Source organism: Microbacterium sp. AG157 (assembly GCF_003385695.1).
Lineage (GTDB): Bacteria > Actinomycetota > Actinomycetes > Actinomycetales > Microbacteriaceae > Microbacterium > Microbacterium testaceum.
This window is the reverse complement of sequence record NZ_QRDK01000003.1, coordinates 66,766-84,887: the sequence shown is the minus strand read 5'-3', so window position 1 is coordinate 84,887 and position 18,122 is coordinate 66,766. Positions and strand designations below refer to the sequence as shown.

Below are 18,122 nucleotides of genomic sequence, written 5' to 3'. Positions count from 1 at the left end.
CAACATGTTGACGTCAACACCCCCCACCTGAGGTCGCACCGTTGCGGCCGGATCGGAATGACGATGAAGTCAGCTCGACTGTTGTCGATGACCTGTGCCGTGGCGCTGGCCGCCGGCGCGATCACCGCCACGGCCGCCGTGGCACCCCCGTCCGCCGAGGCGGCCGCCGCCGCTCCCGTGCGCATCACCCCCAACCCCGCCACCGCCTCCGAGAAGCCGTTCGAGGGCTGGGGCACGAGCCTGGTGTGGTTCGCCAACGCGACCGGCAACTACCCCGCCGACGTGCGCCAGAAGCTGTTCGACGCCGTCTTCGGCGACGACGGGCTCAATCTCAACATCGCGCGCTACAACATCGGCGGCGGCAACGCCTCGGACGTCCCGTCGTACCTCCGCCCCGGTGGCGCGGTACCCGGCTTCTGGAATCCGGAGCTGAACGCGACCGACGCGGACGGGGCGATCACCTCGAACTACGCCGATCGCGCGCGCTACAAGGCGGCCTGGAACCCCGACGACCCCGGCGCCTACGACTTCACGAAGGATTCCGCCCAGCGCTGGTGGCTCGACGCCCTCAAAGACAAGGTCACCCACTGGGAGGCCTTCAGCAACTCCCCGCCCTATTTCCTCACGCAGAGCGGCTACGCCTCGGGCGGCATCAACAACGCCACGAGCGAGCAGCTCGCGACCGAAGACATGGACAAATTCGCCGGGTATCTCACGACCGTCGTCGACGAGCTCGAGAAGGAGCACGGCATCCGGTTCGACACGATCGATCCGTTCAACGAGCCGAACACCAACTACTGGCAGACGCAGATCCCGAACGGCGCCACCTGGCCGACCGGCGGGCGCCAGGAGGGCGCCCACATCGGACCCCAGGCGCAGGATGCCATGGTCAAGGCGCTCGCTGCCCGGCTCGCGCAGCCGAGCACGACGACCGACGCCGTCATCTCGGCGATGGACGAGACCAACCCCGGCATCTTCGCGACCAACTGGAACGCGTGGTCGGCGCAGTCCAAGAGCCTTGTCGATCAGCTGAACGTGCACACCTACGGCACCGACGGCCGTCAGGTCGTGCGCGACATCGCCAAGGCGGCGGACAAGCCGCTGTGGATGAGCGAAGTCGAGGGCAACTGGACCGCCCAGAACAAGGGCTTCGTCACCGACGACATCGACAACGGTCTCGGCATGGCCCAGCACATCGTGGGCGACCTGCGCGAGCTCGAGCCCGACGCCTGGGTGTTCTGGCAGCCCGTGGAAGACCTCTACAACATGCAGAAGGTCGAGAAGCTCAACTGGGGCAGCGTCTTCATCGACTTCGACTGCAACGCGCAGGGGCAATCCGAGCGTCGTCTGAAGGACGGCGACGCCGACCCCTCGTGCCAGGTGCTGACGAACGAGAAGTTCAACACCGTGCGCAACTTCACGCACTACATCGCCCCCGGTGACCACCTCATGGCGACCGACAACGCGCAGTCGACCGCCGCGATCGACGCCGACGGCCAGGGTGCGACGATCGTCCACGTCAACGCCGAGGCGACCGAGCGCGCCGTGCAGATCGACCTGCGCGACTTCGGCACCGTCGCCCCCGGTGCGACCGTGACCCCGATCGTCACGACGCAGTCGACGGCGGATGCGCCGTCGGTCAACGCGCTGAAGAAGGGTCAGCCGGTCGCCGTCGACGCGGCATCCAAGACCGCCACGCTCACCATCCCCGCCAAGTCGGTCGTGACGTTCGAGATCGACGGCGTCTCGGGGGTCTCTGCCGACGCCGCCGCGTTCCGCAACGGTCAGACGGTGCAGCTGACGGGTCTGCAGAGCGGCCTCGCCCTCGACGGCGCTTCGACGCTCGCCGTGCGCACCCTCGCCACCACCCCCGACGCTGCCCGCGCCCAGTCGTGGACGGTTCGCACGATCGATGGTGAGGGCACGAACCGTCACCGGTTCACGCTGCAGAACGGGACGGGGAAGTTCCTCGCCTCGAGCGGCACCGGCACGGCTCTCGTGGATGCCGACCCGGCTGCGGCCGCGACCGATCCGGCATTGCAGTGGATGGCGTCGACGACTGACGGGACGTACTCCTCCCTGCTGAACGTTGCGAGCGAACGCGTGCTCGACGTCAACGGGGCGAGCACCGCCCCCGGTGCCTCCGTGGGACTGTGGACCTCCAACGGCGGCGGAAACCAGCAGTGGCGCATCGCCGGGACCTCGATCATCGGGGCCGAGCCGGTGTCGGTTTCGACGGGCGTGGGCGTGAGCCCCACCCTGCCCGGTACCGTCACCCTGCGCTACGCCGGACGTACCCTGCGCAGTGCCGCGGTGAGCTGGCAGACCGACGGCGTGGACTTCTCGCGCCTGGGCACCGTCCAGGTGCGCGGGACCGGCACCGACCTGTTCGGTAACGCCTTCGAGGCCACGGCCACGGTCGAGGTGGGCCCGTACACCGCGACCCGGCCGGCATCCGTCACCGTTCCCGCCGGCAGTGCGCTCGACGTGGTGCGGAGCCAGGCCGACGGCAGCGTGCAGGCCGAGCTCAGCCCCTCGGGCTCCGGCTTCTGGGTTCCGGTCCAGTGGAGCTGGGACGGGCTCACCGACGCATCCTTCGCTCAGACGGGGACCGTCGAGGTGACGGGCATCGCAACCGGGCCCAGCGGCGAGAAGCTCGACGCGCGCCTGACGGTCATCGTCACCGCGGCGTCGGAGCGCAACGTCGCCCCGCAGAGCCAGCCGTCGGCGACCTTCACCGAGAGCTCGCAGTACGGCGTCGCGAACACCATCAACGGCAGTTCGACCGACAAGGGCTGGTCGAACTGGCGCTCGGGCACGAAGAACGAGCAGGACACGCTGAGCTACGCGCTGAAGCAGCGCGAGACCCTCACGCACGTCGCCGTGCAGTTCTACCGCGACGGCAACACGATGAGCTGGCCCGCGACGATGCGTGTGGACCGTCGCGTGAGCGGCGGGGAGTGGATCCAGGGCGATCTGGTGACCGTGCCCACCCCCTCGAGCGGTGCGCCGAAGGTCGATGTGCCGGTCACCGGCGCTGCCGACGAGGTCCGCGTGGTCATGAACGCCCGTTCGCAGACGCACATGATCGTGTCCGAGGTCGAGATCTTCGCGGCGGCTCCGGCTCCCGCGGGGATCGCCGATCTCGCCCGTCTCACCGTGGGCGACCGGTCGGTCGAGGGCTTCGCGCCCGACGTGCTCGAGTACACCGCCTCGTCCACGGGGGCGGCTTGGCCGACCCTGCACGCCCTGGCCGTCGATGAGGACGCGAGCGTCGTCATCACCCAGCCCGGTGCGTCCGCGGCGAACGACACCGCGCGCGCGACAGCCCTCGCGACGGCGGGCAACGTCGGAACCGTGCAGGTCACCGCTCCCGACGGAACGTCGCGCACCTACTCGGTGACCGTGAACCGGGCTGTCGGCGTCACGAGCGTCACGGTGACGGGCGAGCCTCGCGTGGGGTCCACCGTGAGGGCAGCGGTCGTGACCGACCCGGCCGACGCGACCGCGGCCTACGTGTGGATGCGCGACGGGGTCGCCATCGACGGCGCCACCGCCGACACCTACGGGCTGACCGCGGCCGACGAGGGTCGACAGATCACGGTCGAGGCGACCGCGAGCGCCGCCGGCTTCGCGACGGGCACCGCCCGATCGGCGGCAGTCGTCCCCACGGCAGCGGTGTCCGACCCGGGGACGGGCGGCGGAACGGACGGCGGATCGGGAACCCCGGGCGCGGGTTCCGGCTCCACCGGACCCGGTGCCGGGGCAGGCAACGGCTCGCCGGCGGGCTCCGCGAACACCGGTGCGGGCTCTGCGGCGAACGGCCGTGACCTGGCCACTACCGGTCAGAACACCGAAGGCGTGCTCGTCCTGAGCATCGGCGGGCTCGTCCTGCTCCTGCTCGGAGCCGGCGCGGTCGTGCTGCGACGTCGCCGCTCTCGCGTGTGACTCTCTGAAACCGAAGGCCGTGTCGGTCGCCTCCCCGCGACCGCCACGGCCTTCGGCGTTGCCGAGGGGCCGGGGTGCCGGCATCCCTTCCCCCTCGCGCACATCCGTGCAACCCCGAGCCCTGCGGCCCCGACCCGGGGGAGGATGGATCCATCCGCATCGACCCCTCTGAGGAGAACCATGCACGTCAACGCCTACGCGGCGTCGTCCGCGACCTCGCCCCTCGAGCCCACGACCATCGAGCGTCGTGACGTCGGCCCGAAGGACGTCCTCATCGACATCGCCTACGCCGGCATCTGCCACTCCGACATCCACACCATCCGCGGCGAATGGGGTGACGTGCCCTACCCCCTGACCGTCGGCCACGAGATCGTCGGCACGGTCGCCGAGGTCGGCGCAGACGTCACCAGCCACAAGGTCGGCGACCGCGTCGGCGTGGGCTGCATGGTCAACTCCTGCCGCGAGTGCGAGAACTGCCTCGCCGGGGAGGAGCAGTACTGCGAGAAGGGCAACATCGGCACCTACGGCGCCAAGGACGTCGACGGAACGATCACCCAGGGCGGCTACAGCGAGAAGATCGTCGTCGACGAGCACTTCGTGCTGCGCGTTCCCGAGTCGATCCCCTACGAGAAGGCCGCGCCGCTGCTGTGCGCCGGCATCACGACCTACTCGCCCCTGAACCACTGGAACGCCGGCCCCGGCAAGAAGGTCGCCGTCGTCGGCCTCGGCGGTCTCGGCCACATGGCCGTCAAGATCGCCCACGCCATGGGCGCCGAGGTCACCGTGCTCTCGCAGACGCTGAGCAAGAAGGACGACGGCCTGAAGATGGGCGCCGACCACTACTACGCGACGAAGGACGAAGAGACCTTCGAGACGCTCAAGAAGAACTTCGACCTCATCATCAACACCGTCAGCGCCCCGCTCGACCTCAAGCAGTACCTGGGCCTGCTCGCCCTCAACGGCACGATGGTCAACGTCGGCGCCCCGCCGGAGCCGCTGCCCATCCAGGTCTTCACGCTGTTCACCAACCGTCGTTCCTTCGCGGGTTCGTCGATCGGCGGCATCCGCGAGACCCAGGAGATGCTCGACTTCTGCGCCGAGAACGGCATCGCGCCCGAGACCGAGCTCATCTCGGCCGACCAGATCAACGAGGCCTACGAGCGCGTGCTGAAGAGCGACGTGCGCTACCGCTTCGTGATCGACGCGAAGACCTTCGCCCCCGCCTGATCCTCGCCCGCTGAGGTCCGGACGATCCCGGATGCCACGGCCCCGACGTTCCCCGAACGCCGGGGCCGTGGTGTTCCCGTGCCCGCCGTGGTGTTCCCGCGCCCGCCGTGGTGTTCCCGCGCCCGCCGGGGCGGTTCCCGCGACCGCCGTGGTGTTGCCGTGATCCTGTGGTCGGGCGCCACCGACGCATAAACGCGATCCGCGCGCATAAACGCGTGTTCCTCGTGTTTATGCGCGCGGATGCCGTTTATGCGTGCACCGGCCACCCCAGCACGCCCCGAAACCGCGGGACCCCGCCCCTCGGCCCCGCGACACCACCGGGTCGCGCACCGGTCGCCCGCCGCCCGCCCACGCGAAAGCGGCGCCACCCCTCGGGGTGACGCCGCTTTGGGCTGCGGAGACTCAGGCCTGGCCGAGCGCGGCTGAGACGACCGCCCGTGCTTCTTCCTGCACCGCGCGCAGGTGCTCCTCGCCGCGAAGAGACTCGGCGTACAGCTTGTAGACGTCTTCGGTGCCCGAGGGGCGCGCGGCGAACCACGCCGACTCGGTCTGCACTTTCAGCCCGCCGATCGCCGCGCCGTTGCCGGGCGCGTGCGAGAGCTTCGCGGTGATCGGCTCACCCGCGAGCTCGGTGGCGGTCACGGCATCCGGAGACAGCTTCGACAGAGCCGACTTCTGCGCGGGCGAAGCCGGGGCATCGACGCGCTGGTACGCCGAGGCGCCGAACTCGCTCTCGAGCTCCGCGTAGCGCTGCGAGGGAGTCTTGCCGGTGACGGCGAGGATCTCGGCGGCCAGCAGGCAGAGCAGGATGCCGTCCTTGTCGGTGGTCCAGACGGTTCCGTCCTTGCGCAGGAACGACGCGCCGGCCGACTCCTCGCCGCCGAACGCGACGGAGCCGTCGAGCAGACCGGGCACGAACCACTTGAAGCCCACGGGGACCTCGAGCAGCGTCTTGCCGAGTGAGGCGGCGACGCGGTCGATGATCATCGACGACACGAGCGTCTTGCCCACGGCGGCGTCGGCCGGCCAGTGCGGGCGGTGCGAGAACAGGTAGTCGATCGCGACGGCGAGGTAGTGGTTGGGGTTCATGAGCCCCGCGTCGGGGGTGACGATGCCGTGGCGGTCGGCATCGGCATCGTTGCCCGTGAGGATGTCGTACTCGTCGCGCGCGGCGACCAGCGACGCCATGGCCGAGGGGGAGGAGGGATCCATGCGGATCTTCTCGTCCCAGTCGAGGGTCATGAACTTCCAGGTCGGGTCGACCTCGGGGTTGACCACGGTCAGGTCGAGTCCGTAGATCTCGGCGATGAGCGCCCAATACTCCACCGATGCGCCGCCCAGCGGGTCGGCGCCGATGCGCACGCCCGCGTTCTTGATGGCCTCGATGTCGATGATGGATGCCAGATCTCGCACATACGCGTCGCGGAAGTCGTACTGGCCCAGGCCGTCGAGGTCGATGTCGGCGTGACGCGTGCGCTTCACGCCCTCGAGCCCCGCCGCGATGAGCTCATTGGCGCGGTCCGCGATCCAGCCGGTGGCGTCGGTGTCGGCGGGGCCGCCGTGCGGCGGGTTGTACTTGAAGCCGCCGTCGCGGGGCGGGTTGTGCGAGGGGGTGACGACGATGCCGTCGGAACGGCCCGGGTCGTCGGCGGCGCGGCCGCGGTTGTACGTGAGGATCGCGTGGCTGAGAGCCGGCGTCGGCACCCAGGCGTCGCGCGCGTCGACGCGCACGTCGACGCCGTTGGCGACCAGCACCTCGACGGCGCTGCGCTCGGCGGGAAGCGACAGCCCGTGGGTGTCGCGACCGAGGAAGAGCGGGCCGGTGATCCCCTGAGCGGTGCGATAGTCGACGATCGCCTGGGTCGTGGCGAGGATGTGGTCCTCGTTGAAGCTGGTGCTCAGCGACGATCCGCGGTGACCGCTGGTGCCGAACGCGACACGCTGCTCGGGCACCGTGGCATCCGGTTTGCGGTCGTAATACGCGGCGATCAGTTCGTCGACGTCGATGAGATCGGATGCCTCTGCGGGCTGCCCTGCGCGACTGCTCATGCGCCCAGTCTGCCCGCTCCCTCCGACATGCGCACACGCCGTGACGCATTCAGAGCGAATCCGTCGACAGGCGGCCTCGGCGACGCGGCTAGGCTGAGCCGGTGCTGCCCGACACAGATTCCGCGCCCGCCCGCCGTACCTACAGCTACCTAGGGCCGGCCGGAACCTTCACCGAGGCCGCCCTCGCTCAGGTGCCGGAGGCGCGTGACCAGATCTGGCGGCCCGTCCGCAACGTCGGCGAAGCACTCGCCGACGTGGTCGAGGGCCGTTCGGATGCCGCGATGATCGCGATCGAGAACTCGGTCGACGGCGGCGTCTCCACCGCGCAAGACGCCCTGGCCACCGTGCCCGGGCTGCGCATCGTGGGCGAGTACCTCGTGCCGGTGAACTTCGTGCTCGTCGCACGCCCCGGTGCGACCCTCGCCGACGTGTCGCTGATCGCCGCGCACCCCGTGGCCTACGCCCAGTGCTTGAAGTGGCTGAGCGAGAACGTCCCCGCCCACGCCCACCTTCCTGCCGAGAGCAACGTCGCGAGTGCCCTCGGCGTCCTCGACGGGACGAGCGCCGCGGATGCCGCGATCGCCGCGCCCGGAATCGTCGCCCACCACGACCTGACGGTGCTCGCCGAGAGCATCGGCGACAACCCCAACGCCGTGACGCGCTTCGTGCTCGTGAGCCGCACCGTCGCTCCCGCGCCCCCCACCGGCGCCGACAAGACGTCGCTCATCGTCGAGCTGCCCGAGGACCACCCGGGCGCGCTTCTGGAACTGCTCGAGCAGTTCGCCACGCGCGGGATCAACCTGAGCCTGTTGGCATCCCGCCCCATCGGCGACGCTCTCGGCCGCTACCGCTTCGTCATCGATGCCGACGGGCACGTCCTCGACGAGCGCATGGCCGACGCCCTGCTCGGCCTCCGCCGCTTCAGCCCCAAGGTGATCTTCCTCGGCTCGTACGCCCGCGCCGACCGTGCGATCGTCCGGTACCCGCAGCGCTACAGCGACGATGTGTTCGTCGAAGCGCGCGACTGGCTGCGCGGCCTGCTCAGCGGCGAGCCCGAGGCCTGACCCAGAGCCTCTGGAATCGCCCGTGATGGGCGCGGCGTGGGCCCCTTCGTCGCGAAACCGCATCTCGCTGACGATTCGGTAGCGAGATGACGCCTCTTTGTCAGCGAGATGCCGTCTTGCGAGGCGGTGTCGTGCCCCCGCCCCCGCGCCCGGGACGCGGTAACGGACACGTCAGGCCGTGACGGTCAGGGCGTGTCAGGCCGCGACGGCCGCCGGAGCCGCGAGCAGCTCGAGCGTCTGCGCGCGCCCCTCCGACGTCTCGCCCTCGTACGCGCCCGCCACGGGCGACACCATGATCTCGTCGACGCCGTGCTGCGCGGCGAAGGCGCTGAGCTGCGCGCGCACGTCGTCGCCCGTGCCGACGAACCACTTCTGGCGGGTCGAGGCCATGATCGACTCGGTCATCGCGTCGAACGGATCGGCCTGGGCGGCCTCGATCGTCTCAAGCGGCGTGAGGGGGCGGTTGGTGCGCAGTCGCGCCATCATGCGCAGCTGCGGGATCGCGCGCTCCTCGGCCTCTTCGGAGGTGGGGGCGGCGACGACGTTCGCGGTGACGAAGGTGCGGGGACCCTCACCCGACTCGTTCGGCACGAACTGGTCGCGGTAGAGACGCAGGGCGTGCTCGAGGCCCTCGCCGGCGAAGTGGTTGGCGAACACGTAGGGCAGGCCGAAGCTCGCCGCGAGCTGCGCGGAGTAGTCGCTCGATCCGAGGAGCCAGACCTGGGGCATTCCGGATGCCGCGGGCGTGGCCTTCACCTGGTACTCGGTGCCCGAGGTGAAACGGACGGTGGCGCCCTCGGGAGAAGTGAGCGCCATGATGTCGGTGACGTGGTCGGGAAAGCGCGAGACGTCGCTCGTGGTGCCCGAACGGTTCAGCAGCTGGGTGATGACGGGGTCGCTGCCGGGGGCGCGCCCGATGCCGAGATCGATGCGGCCCGGGGCCAGGGCCTCGAGAGCGGCGAACTGCTCCGCGACGATGAGCGGCGAGTGGTTGGGCAGCATGACGCCACCCGAGCCGACGCGGATGCGCGAGGTGCGCGCGGCCGCCGCGGCGATCAGCACCGGGGGAGTGGTGGATGCCACGGAGGGCATGTTGTGGTGCTCGGCGAACCAGTAGCGGCGATATCCGAGGCGGTCGGCGCGCTCGACGAGATCGAGGGCCGAACTCACCGCCTGCGCGCTGGTCTGTCCCCCGCGAACGGGGACGAGGTCGAGAACGGAGAGGGAGGGCATAGCGTCGTTCACCTCGGCTGGAACGCCGTGGCGGCATCCGCTATTCCGTCTTTCGCGCCGCCATCCTCAGGCTTCTCTCAGCAAGAGGGCGTGACGAAGGCGCCGCCCGTCGCGTCTCACTTATGACATCGCGGGACACACGGTCCCGGAACGACGGAAGGAAGCGAACATGGCCGAGAACACCACCACCGCCACGACCACCCCCGCCACGAAGGACGGCGGCTCGACTGTCATCGTCGACGCCGTCGTCGCCAAGGTCGCCGGCATCGCCGCGGCCGAGGTTCCCGGCGTCCACGCCCTCGGCGGCGGTGCCGCTCGCGTCATCGGCAACATTCGCCAGGCGGTCGGCGCCAAGGACCACGCGCAGGGCGTGAGCGTCGAGGTCGGCGAGACCGAGGTCGCCGCCGACATCGCGATCCAGGTCGACTACCCCGAGCAGCTGCAGCGCGTGGCCTCGGACGTCCGTTCGGCCGTGCACCAGGCCATCACCGAGCTCGTGGGCATGAAGGTCGCCGAGATCAACGTGACCGTGGTCGACGTCTTCATCCCGGGTGACGACGAGGACGACGCCGACGAGCAGCGCGTCAACTGACACCCGTCTCGTGAAGGGGCGTCACCATGAGGTGGCGCCCCTTTCGTGTGCCCGGATGCCGGGACCCGATCACCCGTGGGGCGGCCGGAACCTCAGCCCCCGTGCCGCACCTGCGCGTACGCGTCGAGCGCGCGCTTGCGGGTCTCGCCGAGGTCGACCATGGGCTCCGGCGGATTGTCGCCGAGGTACTCGGGCGCCCACTCGCGCACGTACTGGTCGTGGGAGTCGAACTTCTTGCGTTGCGTCTCGGGATTGAACACGCGGAAGTAGGGAGCGGCATCCGCGCCGCTTCCCGCGACCCACTGCCAGTTGAAGGGGTTGCTCGCGGCATCCGCATCGACCAGGCAATCCCAGAACCACTGCTCACCGTGTCGCCAGTCGATCAGCAGGTTCTTGATGAGGAAGGATGCCGTGACCATGCGCACGCGGTTGTGCATGACGCCGGTGTGCCAGAGCTGGCGCATCCCGGCATCGACCACGGCCACCCCCGTCTTGCCCTGCTGCCAGGTCTCGAGGTGGGAGCGGTTCAGCTTCGGCCAGGGGAAGTCGTCGAAGTTTCGGCGCCAGTTCACCGTCGCGATGTCGGGCGAGTGGAACGTGACGTGCCAGGCGAACTCCCGCCACACCAGCTCGGACAGGAAGCCGCCCGCGCTCTTCGCATGCTCACCCGATCCCTTGTGTTCGAGGGTCTCGTGCCACACCTGGTACGGGCTGAGCTCGCCCCAGCGCAGGCGCGGGGACAGGTTCGAGGTGGCACCGCCGGCGAACTCGTCGCGATACGTCGAGTAGTCGCCGAGGTCGTCGTCGAGGAACTCCTTGAGACGCGCCTTCGCCGCCGGTTCCCCCGGCTCCCAGGTCTCGCGCAGACCTCCGGCCCAGTCGGGCTCCGACGGCAGCAGGCCCCAGGACGACAGGTCGTCGGAGTCGACGGATGCCGACACCCCGGGCACCTTGCGTGCCTCGGGCATCGGTGGACGCGGGGCCGCAAGCTTCTGCACCGCCCGGGCGAACGGGCTGTAGACGCCATAGGGCTTGTCGGACTGCGTACGCACCGTCCACGGTTCGTACAGCAGGTTGGCGGCGAACGAGGCGACATCGACCCCCTCGTCGCGCAACTTCTCTTTGAGGCCCGCGTCGATCTCGCGCTCGGCCCCGCCGTAGCGCCGGTTCCAGAACACCGCGCCGGCTCCCACCTCTTCGACCACGGCCGGGAGGACCTCGGATGCCGCGCCCCGGCGAAGCACGAGGGTGCTCCCGCGTTCCGCGAGGCGCTCGCCGAGCGACGTCAGCGACCCGTGCAACCACCACCGCGCCGCCCCGCCGATCGCGCGAACGCCATCGGACTCCTCGTCCAGCACGTAGAGCGCGATGATCGGTTCGTCGCGGTCGAGGGCGGCTCGTAGTGCCGGGTTGTCGGTCAGGCGCAGGTCGTCACGGAACCATACGATCGAGGGCGAAGCCATTCCCCGACGCTATCGATCGCGGCATCCGGCTCTTCGGGCTTGACACCCGCTGTGCCGTCGCGCCGCCCGCCGCTCGGCTGGACCAACGAGATCACGTGACCTCGCCGATGCCACGCGCCGTGGCGCGTGCGTTCGGCCAGATCACGTGATCTGGCGCGAACCCCGCCCGGTCAGAGCGTCGAGGTGTCGTGGCCCTTCGGCAGCGCGACCACGAGCCCGCCGGCGATGATGCGGGTGTAGATGCGCGTCGCCTCACCGAACTCGTCGCCGTCCAGCTCGATCGGCTGCGCGGGGGCCGTGGCCAGTTCGATGCCGGTGCCGCGGAGGTAGCGCACCGAGGTGTCCTTGCGGCGCTCGAGCACGCGGCGTCCGGCGCGGAACTTGCGCAGCACCGAGTTGTCCCACACGATGCTGCGCCACACGCCCAGCCACCCCAGCACACCGCTGGGCTGCAGGACGGCCACGTCGAGTCGACCGTCTGCGACGGACGCATCGGGGATCAGCGCCACGCCGCCCTGCAGGGCCCCGCAGTTCGCGAAGAGCACGCTCTGCACCTTCGCCGAGTGCAGGCGGTGTCCGTCCAGCTGGTACATGACGCGGAACGGCTTCGCCGAGACGAGCGAGCGTGCCGCTCCGTCGACGTAGGCGACCCAGCCGACCTGCTTCTTCAGATCGTCACGCGTGTTCTGGATCATCGCGGCGTCCAGGCCGATGCCGGCCATGACCGAGAACCCGTGCTCTTCGACCTCGCCGTCGACGCGTCGGATGCGGGCGATGCCGGTGTCGATGGAGAGGATGTCGCCCTCGAACGTCGCGCGGATCATCGCGTCGGTGTCGGTGAGCGGAAGGTTGAGATTGCGGGCGAGCAGGTTCCCTGTGCCGCTCGGGATGATCGTCAGCGGGACGCCCGTCGAGGTCAGAGCCTCGGCCACCGCGCGCACCGTGCCGTCGCCGCCGGCCACGAGCACGGCGTCCACCTTCTCGTCGAGAGCAGCGCGGGTCGCGTCGTCGCCGAGGTCGTCGACCGTCGTCTCGTAGAACAGGGGCTCGGCCCACTCGGCGGCGGCCGCGAGCTCGGCCACGCGGGCGCGCAGCGTCTCGGGCTCGACCTTGGTGGGGTTGTAGACGAGGGCGGCGCGCTTGTTCTGGGTCGGCTCGGCATCCATGGGTGCCTCGTCGCCGTCGGCGTCGACGCGCTGGGTCTTGCCCGGCGACTTTTCCGAGGTGTCGGGGGCGACGTCCTCGGGCTGGTGGATGACGTCGTCGGGCTCGGCCGCGTCTTTCGGGTCGGGCACGTCCTTGCGCGGGCGGTCGCCGACGTCGTCGCCCAGGCGTGCGGCGTGGAAGTGGTCGTCGGAGCCCTCGGCTGCGGCGGCATCCGCCTTCACCTCGGCGGGGGCATCGGCGGAGACTGTTTCGGGAGCGTCCGCGTCGTCACGCGGCTCGTCAGGGGCGGCCATGGCTCCACCATAGGACCGCGGTGGATCCCGATACGCGCGGCAGAGGCGGGCTTGACGGGGGATGCCGAAGACCCATGCGCCCCGAGAATGAGCCCGTCGTTCCGCGGTCCGGTGCTCACCACGCGGGGTCGTGGCGGCGCAGGATCGGCCCCGGCGGCGACCATAGGATGGACGCGTGATCGACCTGACTCTGCTGCGTGAAGATCCCGAGCTCGTGAAGCGCTCCCAGATCGCCCGCGGGGAGTCGCCGGATTCGGTGGACGAGGCCCTCGCCGCCGACCGCGACCGCCGCGCCGCCATCACCGCCTTCGAGGAGTTGCGTGCCGCGCAGAACGCGCACGGCAAGCGCGTCGCCCAGGCGCCCAAAGACGAGAAGGCCGCGCTCGTGGCCGAGGCGAAAGAGCTCAGCGAGCGCGTCAAGACCGCTCAACACGCCGTCGCCGAGGCCGAGGCCGCCGCCGACGCCGCCCTCGGCAAGATCGAGAACATCGTCCTCGAGGGAGTGCCCTCGGGTGGCGAAGAGAACTTCGTCACACTCCGCACGCACGGCGAGATCCCGTCCTACGACTTCGAGCCGCTCGACCACCTCGCCCTCGGCGAGAAGCTCGGCGCGATCGACATGGAGCGCGGCACGAAGGTCTCGGGCAGTCGCTTCTACTTCCTCACCGGCATCGGTGCGCGACTCGAGCTCGCGCTCATGACCCTCGCCCTCGACCGGGCGCTGCAGGCGGGCTTCACCCCGATGATCCCCCCGACGCTCGTGCGTCCCGAGGTCATGCGCGGCACCGGGTTCCTCGGCCAGCACGCCGACGAGGTGTACCACCTCGACAAAGAGGACCTCTACCTCGTGGGAACGAGCGAGGTCCCCCTCGCCGGGTACCACATGGACGAGATCCTCGATCTGGAACGCGGTGCGAAGCGCTACGCCGGGTGGTCCACCTGTTACCGCAGCGAGGCGGGCTCGTATGGCAAGGACACCCGCGGCATCATCCGGGTGCACCAGTTCAACAAGCTGGAGATGTTCGTCTACACCGATCCCGCCGACGCCGAGGCCGAGCACGAGCGCCTCGTCGCGATGCAGGAGAGCATGCTGCAGGACCTCGGTCTCGCCTACCGCCTGATCGACGTCGCCGCCGGCGACCTCGGCTCGAGTGCCGCGCGCAAGTTCGACATCGAGGCGTGGGTGCCCACGCAGGGCGCCTACCGCGAGCTCACCAGCACCTCGAACTGCACCACGTACCAGGCTCGTCGCCTCGATACCCGTTTCCGTCCGGACGGCGGCAAGACCCAGCCGGTCGCCACCCTCAACGGCACTCTCGCCACGACCCGGTGGATCGTGGCCCTGCTCGAGACGCATCAGCGCGCCGACGGGTCGGTGACGGTGCCCGAGGTTCTGCGTCCGTACCTCGGCGGGCTCGAGGTCATGGAGCCGATCGCGTGACCGACGAGGCCGCCTTTCCCCAGACCGGTGCCGTCGAGAGCGCGCCGAAGCAGGAGGCGGCCGATCTGGTCGCCGACCTCGCCGACGAGAAACCCGCGGAGCGCATGCTCATCGCGCTCGACATCGACGGTACGGTTCTGCTCGAGGACGACTCGCTCAGCCCGGGCGTCGCCGAGGCGGCGGTGCGCGCGCAGCACGCCGGTCACGAGGTGATGCTCGCCACCGGTCGCAGCTGGGCCAGCACCCACCCGATCATGGATCGCCTCGGCATCCGTCCCGAGTACGCGGTCTGCTCGAACGGGGCGATCGTCATGCGCCGGGTCGGAGACGCCGACGCCGCCGTGTACGAGCGTGCTCACGTCGAGACGTTCGACCCCACAGAGGTGCTGACGCTGCTCGGCGAGCACCTGCCCGATGCGCACTTCCTCGTCGAACTGCCCGACGGCTCGCGACTGTTCACCGATTACCTCGACGACTGGAATCTCCAGGGAGCGAACAAGGTGTCGTTCGCCGAGCTCTCGCTGCAGCCGGTCTGCCGGGTGGTCGTGGTGGCGCCCGAGCAGACCGACCAGGACTTCCTCGAGCTGGTCGAGCGCATCGGCCTCAACCAGGTGTCGTACGCGATCGGATGGACCGCGTGGCTCGACATCGCCCCGCAGGGGGTGGACAAGTCGACCGCCCTCGAGCTCGTGCGCGGCTGGCTCGACATCGCGCCCGAGAACGTACTGGTGATGGGCGACGGCCGCAACGATATCGAGATGATGCAGTGGGCGGTCCGCAACGGCGGCCGCGCGGTCGCGATGCACCAGGGTCCGCCCGAGGTGCACGCCGCGGCGGGCGAGGTCGGCCTCTCGGTCACCGAGGGCGGTGTCGCCGCGATTCTTCGCGCGCTCTGACGCCATGCGGGCGGCCCGCGGGCCCGGCGCGACCGGACCCGCGCGGGCTCACGCCCGGCGTGGGGGTCAGACTCGCGCGGAGCCGCTGGCGACGTGTGCGGCGCGGTCGGCGAGATAGGCGGTGCGGTCGACGACGGTCACGGGTCGGTGCGCCGCCCGGTGGTCGACGACGCGCGCCGCCTCCCACGCGACGAGACCGACCGGCGGCAGCAGCAGCAGGGCGGTCGCCCAGGCGGCCTTGAGTCCGGCAGACGCCTGCGGGTCGCGCAGGGCGACGATGGCGGCGAAGACGGATGCCGCGTAGACGAGCGCGAAGACGGCGAGAACGACCTGCGCTGACAGCGTGGTGACGAGCATGATGACCTCCTCAACTCGAACGGCCCGGCGGGTCGTGGGGTGATGTTCTCGGTCTACGCCGGTCACCGGAGCGGTTCAACGTTTTCGCCCGCGAACGCAGCAACTCCATAGCCGCGGCGTATCCCGCACTCAGAGACCGCGGGGACTCCACGCCCCTCGGGTGGCGGCACGCAGGGTGCGCGCGTCGGTGCGGTCCAAGGCGCGCCGACTGCGCTCGAGGGCCGCGCGGGCGGCATCCCGGAAGACCTCCGCCCGGTCGGGAGCGGATGCCGCGAGCGAGGCGAGGCACTTCTGCAGTCGCACCTGCACCTCGACGTCGGCCGCACCGTCACGCGCCAACGGCCGGAAGGCGTCGTCGACCAGGTCGGCGAGGCGCGGTGCGGGGAGGAACACCCGCTCGAAGTCCACGGACGGATCGGTGTCGACGGCGAATGCTCGGGAGAACACCCGTTGCAGCGCTGCGATCACCTCGATCGCCGTCCCCGGATCGTTCGTGGCGGCCGATAGCGCGCGGCTGCCGATCTCGGTGAGGGCGATGACGCCGAATCGCGGATCCTGCTCGAACGTCCGGTGGTGTTCGATGCGGAACGCCCGGCGCACCGCCGTCTCTACGGCGTCGTCGACTCGGCCGACGACGAAGGCGACGGGCACGCGCGCATCGGCGATGCGTCCCGGCGTGGCGTGCACGTGCACCTCGAGGTCGTGCTGGCGGGCGATGCGGTCGAGTCCCGCGACGTCGACATGAGTGACGTAGCCCACCTCGTCGGCGTGCACTCCGACGGCCCCCGAGGGCGGCGCGGTCGAGGCGCGAGCCCCCAACGTCGGCCGCTCAGCATGCCATTCCAGAGAGGCCGTGGCCGCTTTCTCCACACGATCGATGACGTCGGCCATCCGGCCGAAGGTCGAGAGGTGCGAGATCCATCGCAGCAGGGTGAACACGACGATTCCGATGATGACCAGTGTGCTGACGAAGAGGATCGCCCGCCCTTGCGGGTGGTAGTAACCCGTCGACAGGGCGACGATCCCGACGAGCGAGAAGGTGAAGGCGCCGACGAAGGTCGACACGGCGTTCTGCGAGGTCGTGTCCGCGATCAGCAGGGGCGTCGACCGGGGCGTCGCGGTGGTCGTCGCCGACGAGAACGCCGTGACCATCGCCGTCACCGAGAAGGTGCTCACGGTGAGCATCGCGGTCGCGATGATCTGCAGCAGCGAGCCCACGGCATCCTGGCCCAGCTCCAGACCGAACTCGAACGGCAGCAGTGGCCCGAGCAGACCCGCTGCGAGGGCGACGATCACCCCGATGACGGTGAACAGCGCCGCGCGCACCCATACCTGCCTGCCGAGTCGGAGGAAGAAGGATGCCAGGGGGCTGCGGGTCGTCAAGGCCATGCTCCGACGCTATCCGGCGTACTGTGCCGGAGCCCGGGGCTGGACGACGACCTCGGGCGGCTGAAAACGGCCTCTCATTCGCTTATGGATATGCGATGGAAATGTGCCGCAACTTGTCCGACATGCCGCTCTGGCAGGGTCGGGTCGCCCCCCACGACCGACGGACGCCGAGAGGCCCACGCGGATCCCGGTCGTGCTCGTTCCATCACCCGAGGAGCTTGACCCACGCATGACTGCCCACAGCCCCGCCTCACGCCCGAGATCGGCACGCCGTCTCGGCGCCGCCCTCGTGGCGGCCCTCGCCCTTTTCGGGCCGCTGGCCGCCGCGTCCGCGGCGCATGCCGCCCCTCCCACCGCGACCCTCTCGCTCGAGATCGACCCGGCCGAGGTCACCGCGGGTGACCCGTTCGTCGTGACCGTCACGGGTGCGGCGGTGAGCGACCTCTACTCCTACGACCTGGAGCTCAGCTACGACCCCGCTCTCGTCGAGCCCGCCACCGACGCGCCCACCGGTCCCGCGGGCGGCTTCACCTCGACCGTCACGGGGCCCGGCACGCTGACCGTCTCGCACACGCGCCTCGGCACCTCGCCCGGGCTGTCGGGCACGAGCGATGTCGTCCTGGCATCCATCCCCCTCCGTTCGCTCGCGGCAGGGTCGGCCCTCGTCCAGCTGTCGTCAGTGCGTCTGGTGTCGTCGACCGGAGAGGTCGTGACGGCGAACGATGTGGCATCCGGAACCGTCGTCATCGCGGCCGTCCCCGTTCCCGAGCCGCAGCCGTCCGACCCGTCGTCGCCGTCGCCCTCGGTGTCCGCGTCGGCCACGGCCGCCCCGGCGCCCGCAGCCCAGGGCCCGAACGACCTCGCGACGACGGGCGTCGACGCAACCCCGTGGTTCGTCTCCGGCGCACTCGGTGTCGCCCTCCTCGCCGGAGGCACGTTGCTCGTGCTCCGCCGTCGTCAGGCGGTGCGCGAATGACCGCGTCCCGCTCGTCCGTCCCGTTTC

At 70.2% G+C, this 18,122-nt stretch carries 13 protein-coding genes; 7 read left to right on the top strand and 6 right to left on the bottom strand.

The features are described from left to right. The first annotated feature begins 87 nt into the window (after positions 1-87). Positions 88-3,948 carry a glycoside hydrolase gene (locus tag DEU35_RS09850; RefSeq protein ID WP_258873481.1) on the top strand — a complete coding sequence of 1,287 codons (3,861 nt, stop codon included), beginning with the start codon at positions 88-90 and terminating at the stop codon, positions 3,946-3,948. 180 nt (positions 3,949-4,128) lie between these two features. Continuing rightward, a complete protein-coding gene (locus DEU35_RS09845; RefSeq protein WP_116239398.1) occupies positions 4,129-5,175 on the top strand; it encodes an NAD(P)-dependent alcohol dehydrogenase in 1,047 nt (348 codons plus the stop codon). 402 nt (positions 5,176-5,577) lie between these two features. On the opposite strand, the gene pgm is transcribed toward DEU35_RS09845, so the two are convergent. Beyond that, complete coding sequence (pgm, locus tag DEU35_RS09840) at positions 5,578-7,224, bottom strand: phosphoglucomutase (alpha-D-glucose-1,6-bisphosphate-dependent) (protein ID WP_116239397.1); 1,647 nt, start codon at positions 7,222-7,224, stop codon at positions 5,578-5,580. A gap of 101 nt (positions 7,225-7,325) precedes the next feature. Here pgm and pheA point away from each other — a divergent pair, with 101 nt between their 5' ends. Next, positions 7,326-8,288: a prephenate dehydratase gene (pheA, locus tag DEU35_RS09835; RefSeq protein WP_116239396.1), complete on the top strand. Its 963-nt coding sequence runs from the start codon at positions 7,326-7,328 to the stop codon at positions 8,286-8,288. Positions 8,289-8,483: 195 nt separating this feature from the next. Here pheA and DEU35_RS09830 read toward each other — a convergent pair whose 3' ends face one another. Next, positions 8,484-9,521, bottom strand: coding sequence for an LLM class flavin-dependent oxidoreductase (locus tag DEU35_RS09830; protein WP_181904627.1), 1,038 nt, complete (start codon positions 9,519-9,521; stop codon positions 8,484-8,486). Between the two features lie 169 nt (positions 9,522-9,690). Between DEU35_RS09830 and DEU35_RS09825 the strand changes: the two genes are divergently transcribed. After that, positions 9,691-10,113, top strand: coding sequence for an Asp23/Gls24 family envelope stress response protein (locus tag DEU35_RS09825; RefSeq protein WP_103208438.1), 423 nt, complete (start codon positions 9,691-9,693; stop codon positions 10,111-10,113). Between the two features lie 92 nt (positions 10,114-10,205). On the opposite strand, the gene DEU35_RS09820 is transcribed toward DEU35_RS09825, so the two are convergent. Together DEU35_RS09820 and DEU35_RS09815 are read right to left on the bottom strand one after the other, a co-directional pair. After that, positions 10,206-11,576, bottom strand: coding sequence for a deoxyribodipyrimidine photo-lyase (locus DEU35_RS09820; RefSeq protein ID WP_116239394.1), 1,371 nt, complete (start codon positions 11,574-11,576; stop codon positions 10,206-10,208). Positions 11,577-11,746: 170 nt separating this feature from the next. After that, positions 11,747-13,036, bottom strand: coding sequence for a diacylglycerol kinase family protein (locus DEU35_RS09815; protein WP_181904626.1), 1,290 nt, complete (start codon positions 13,034-13,036; stop codon positions 11,747-11,749). 175 nt (positions 13,037-13,211) lie between these two features. Between DEU35_RS09815 and serS the strand changes: the two genes are divergently transcribed. Together serS and DEU35_RS09805 are read left to right on the top strand one after the other, a co-directional pair. Then, entirely contained in the window at positions 13,212-14,477 is a 1,266-nt protein-coding gene (serS, locus tag DEU35_RS09810; RefSeq protein WP_103208442.1) for a serine--tRNA ligase, read from the top strand. Then, positions 14,474-15,373 (top strand): HAD family hydrolase, encoded by a 900-nt coding sequence (locus tag DEU35_RS09805; protein WP_174799702.1) that lies wholly within the window; start codon positions 14,474-14,476, stop codon positions 15,371-15,373. Before serS ends, DEU35_RS09805 begins: the two co-directional genes overlap by 4 nt. Before the next feature lie 66 nt (positions 15,374-15,439). Here DEU35_RS09805 and DEU35_RS09800 read toward each other — a convergent pair whose 3' ends face one another. Continuing rightward, a complete protein-coding gene (locus DEU35_RS09800; protein WP_103208444.1) occupies positions 15,440-15,730 on the bottom strand; it encodes a PLDc N-terminal domain-containing protein in 291 nt (96 codons plus the stop codon). Positions 15,731-15,859: 129 nt separating this feature from the next. Further along, a complete protein-coding gene (locus DEU35_RS09795) occupies positions 15,860-17,119 on the bottom strand; it encodes a DUF2254 domain-containing protein (RefSeq protein ID WP_116239393.1) in 1,260 nt (419 codons plus the stop codon). 229 nt (positions 17,120-17,348) lie between these two features. Between DEU35_RS09795 and DEU35_RS09790 the strand changes: the two genes are divergently transcribed. Beyond that, a complete protein-coding gene (locus tag DEU35_RS09790; RefSeq protein ID WP_181904625.1) occupies positions 17,349-18,095 on the top strand; it encodes a cohesin domain-containing protein in 747 nt (248 codons plus the stop codon). The last annotated feature ends 27 nt before the right edge of the window (positions 18,096-18,122 follow it).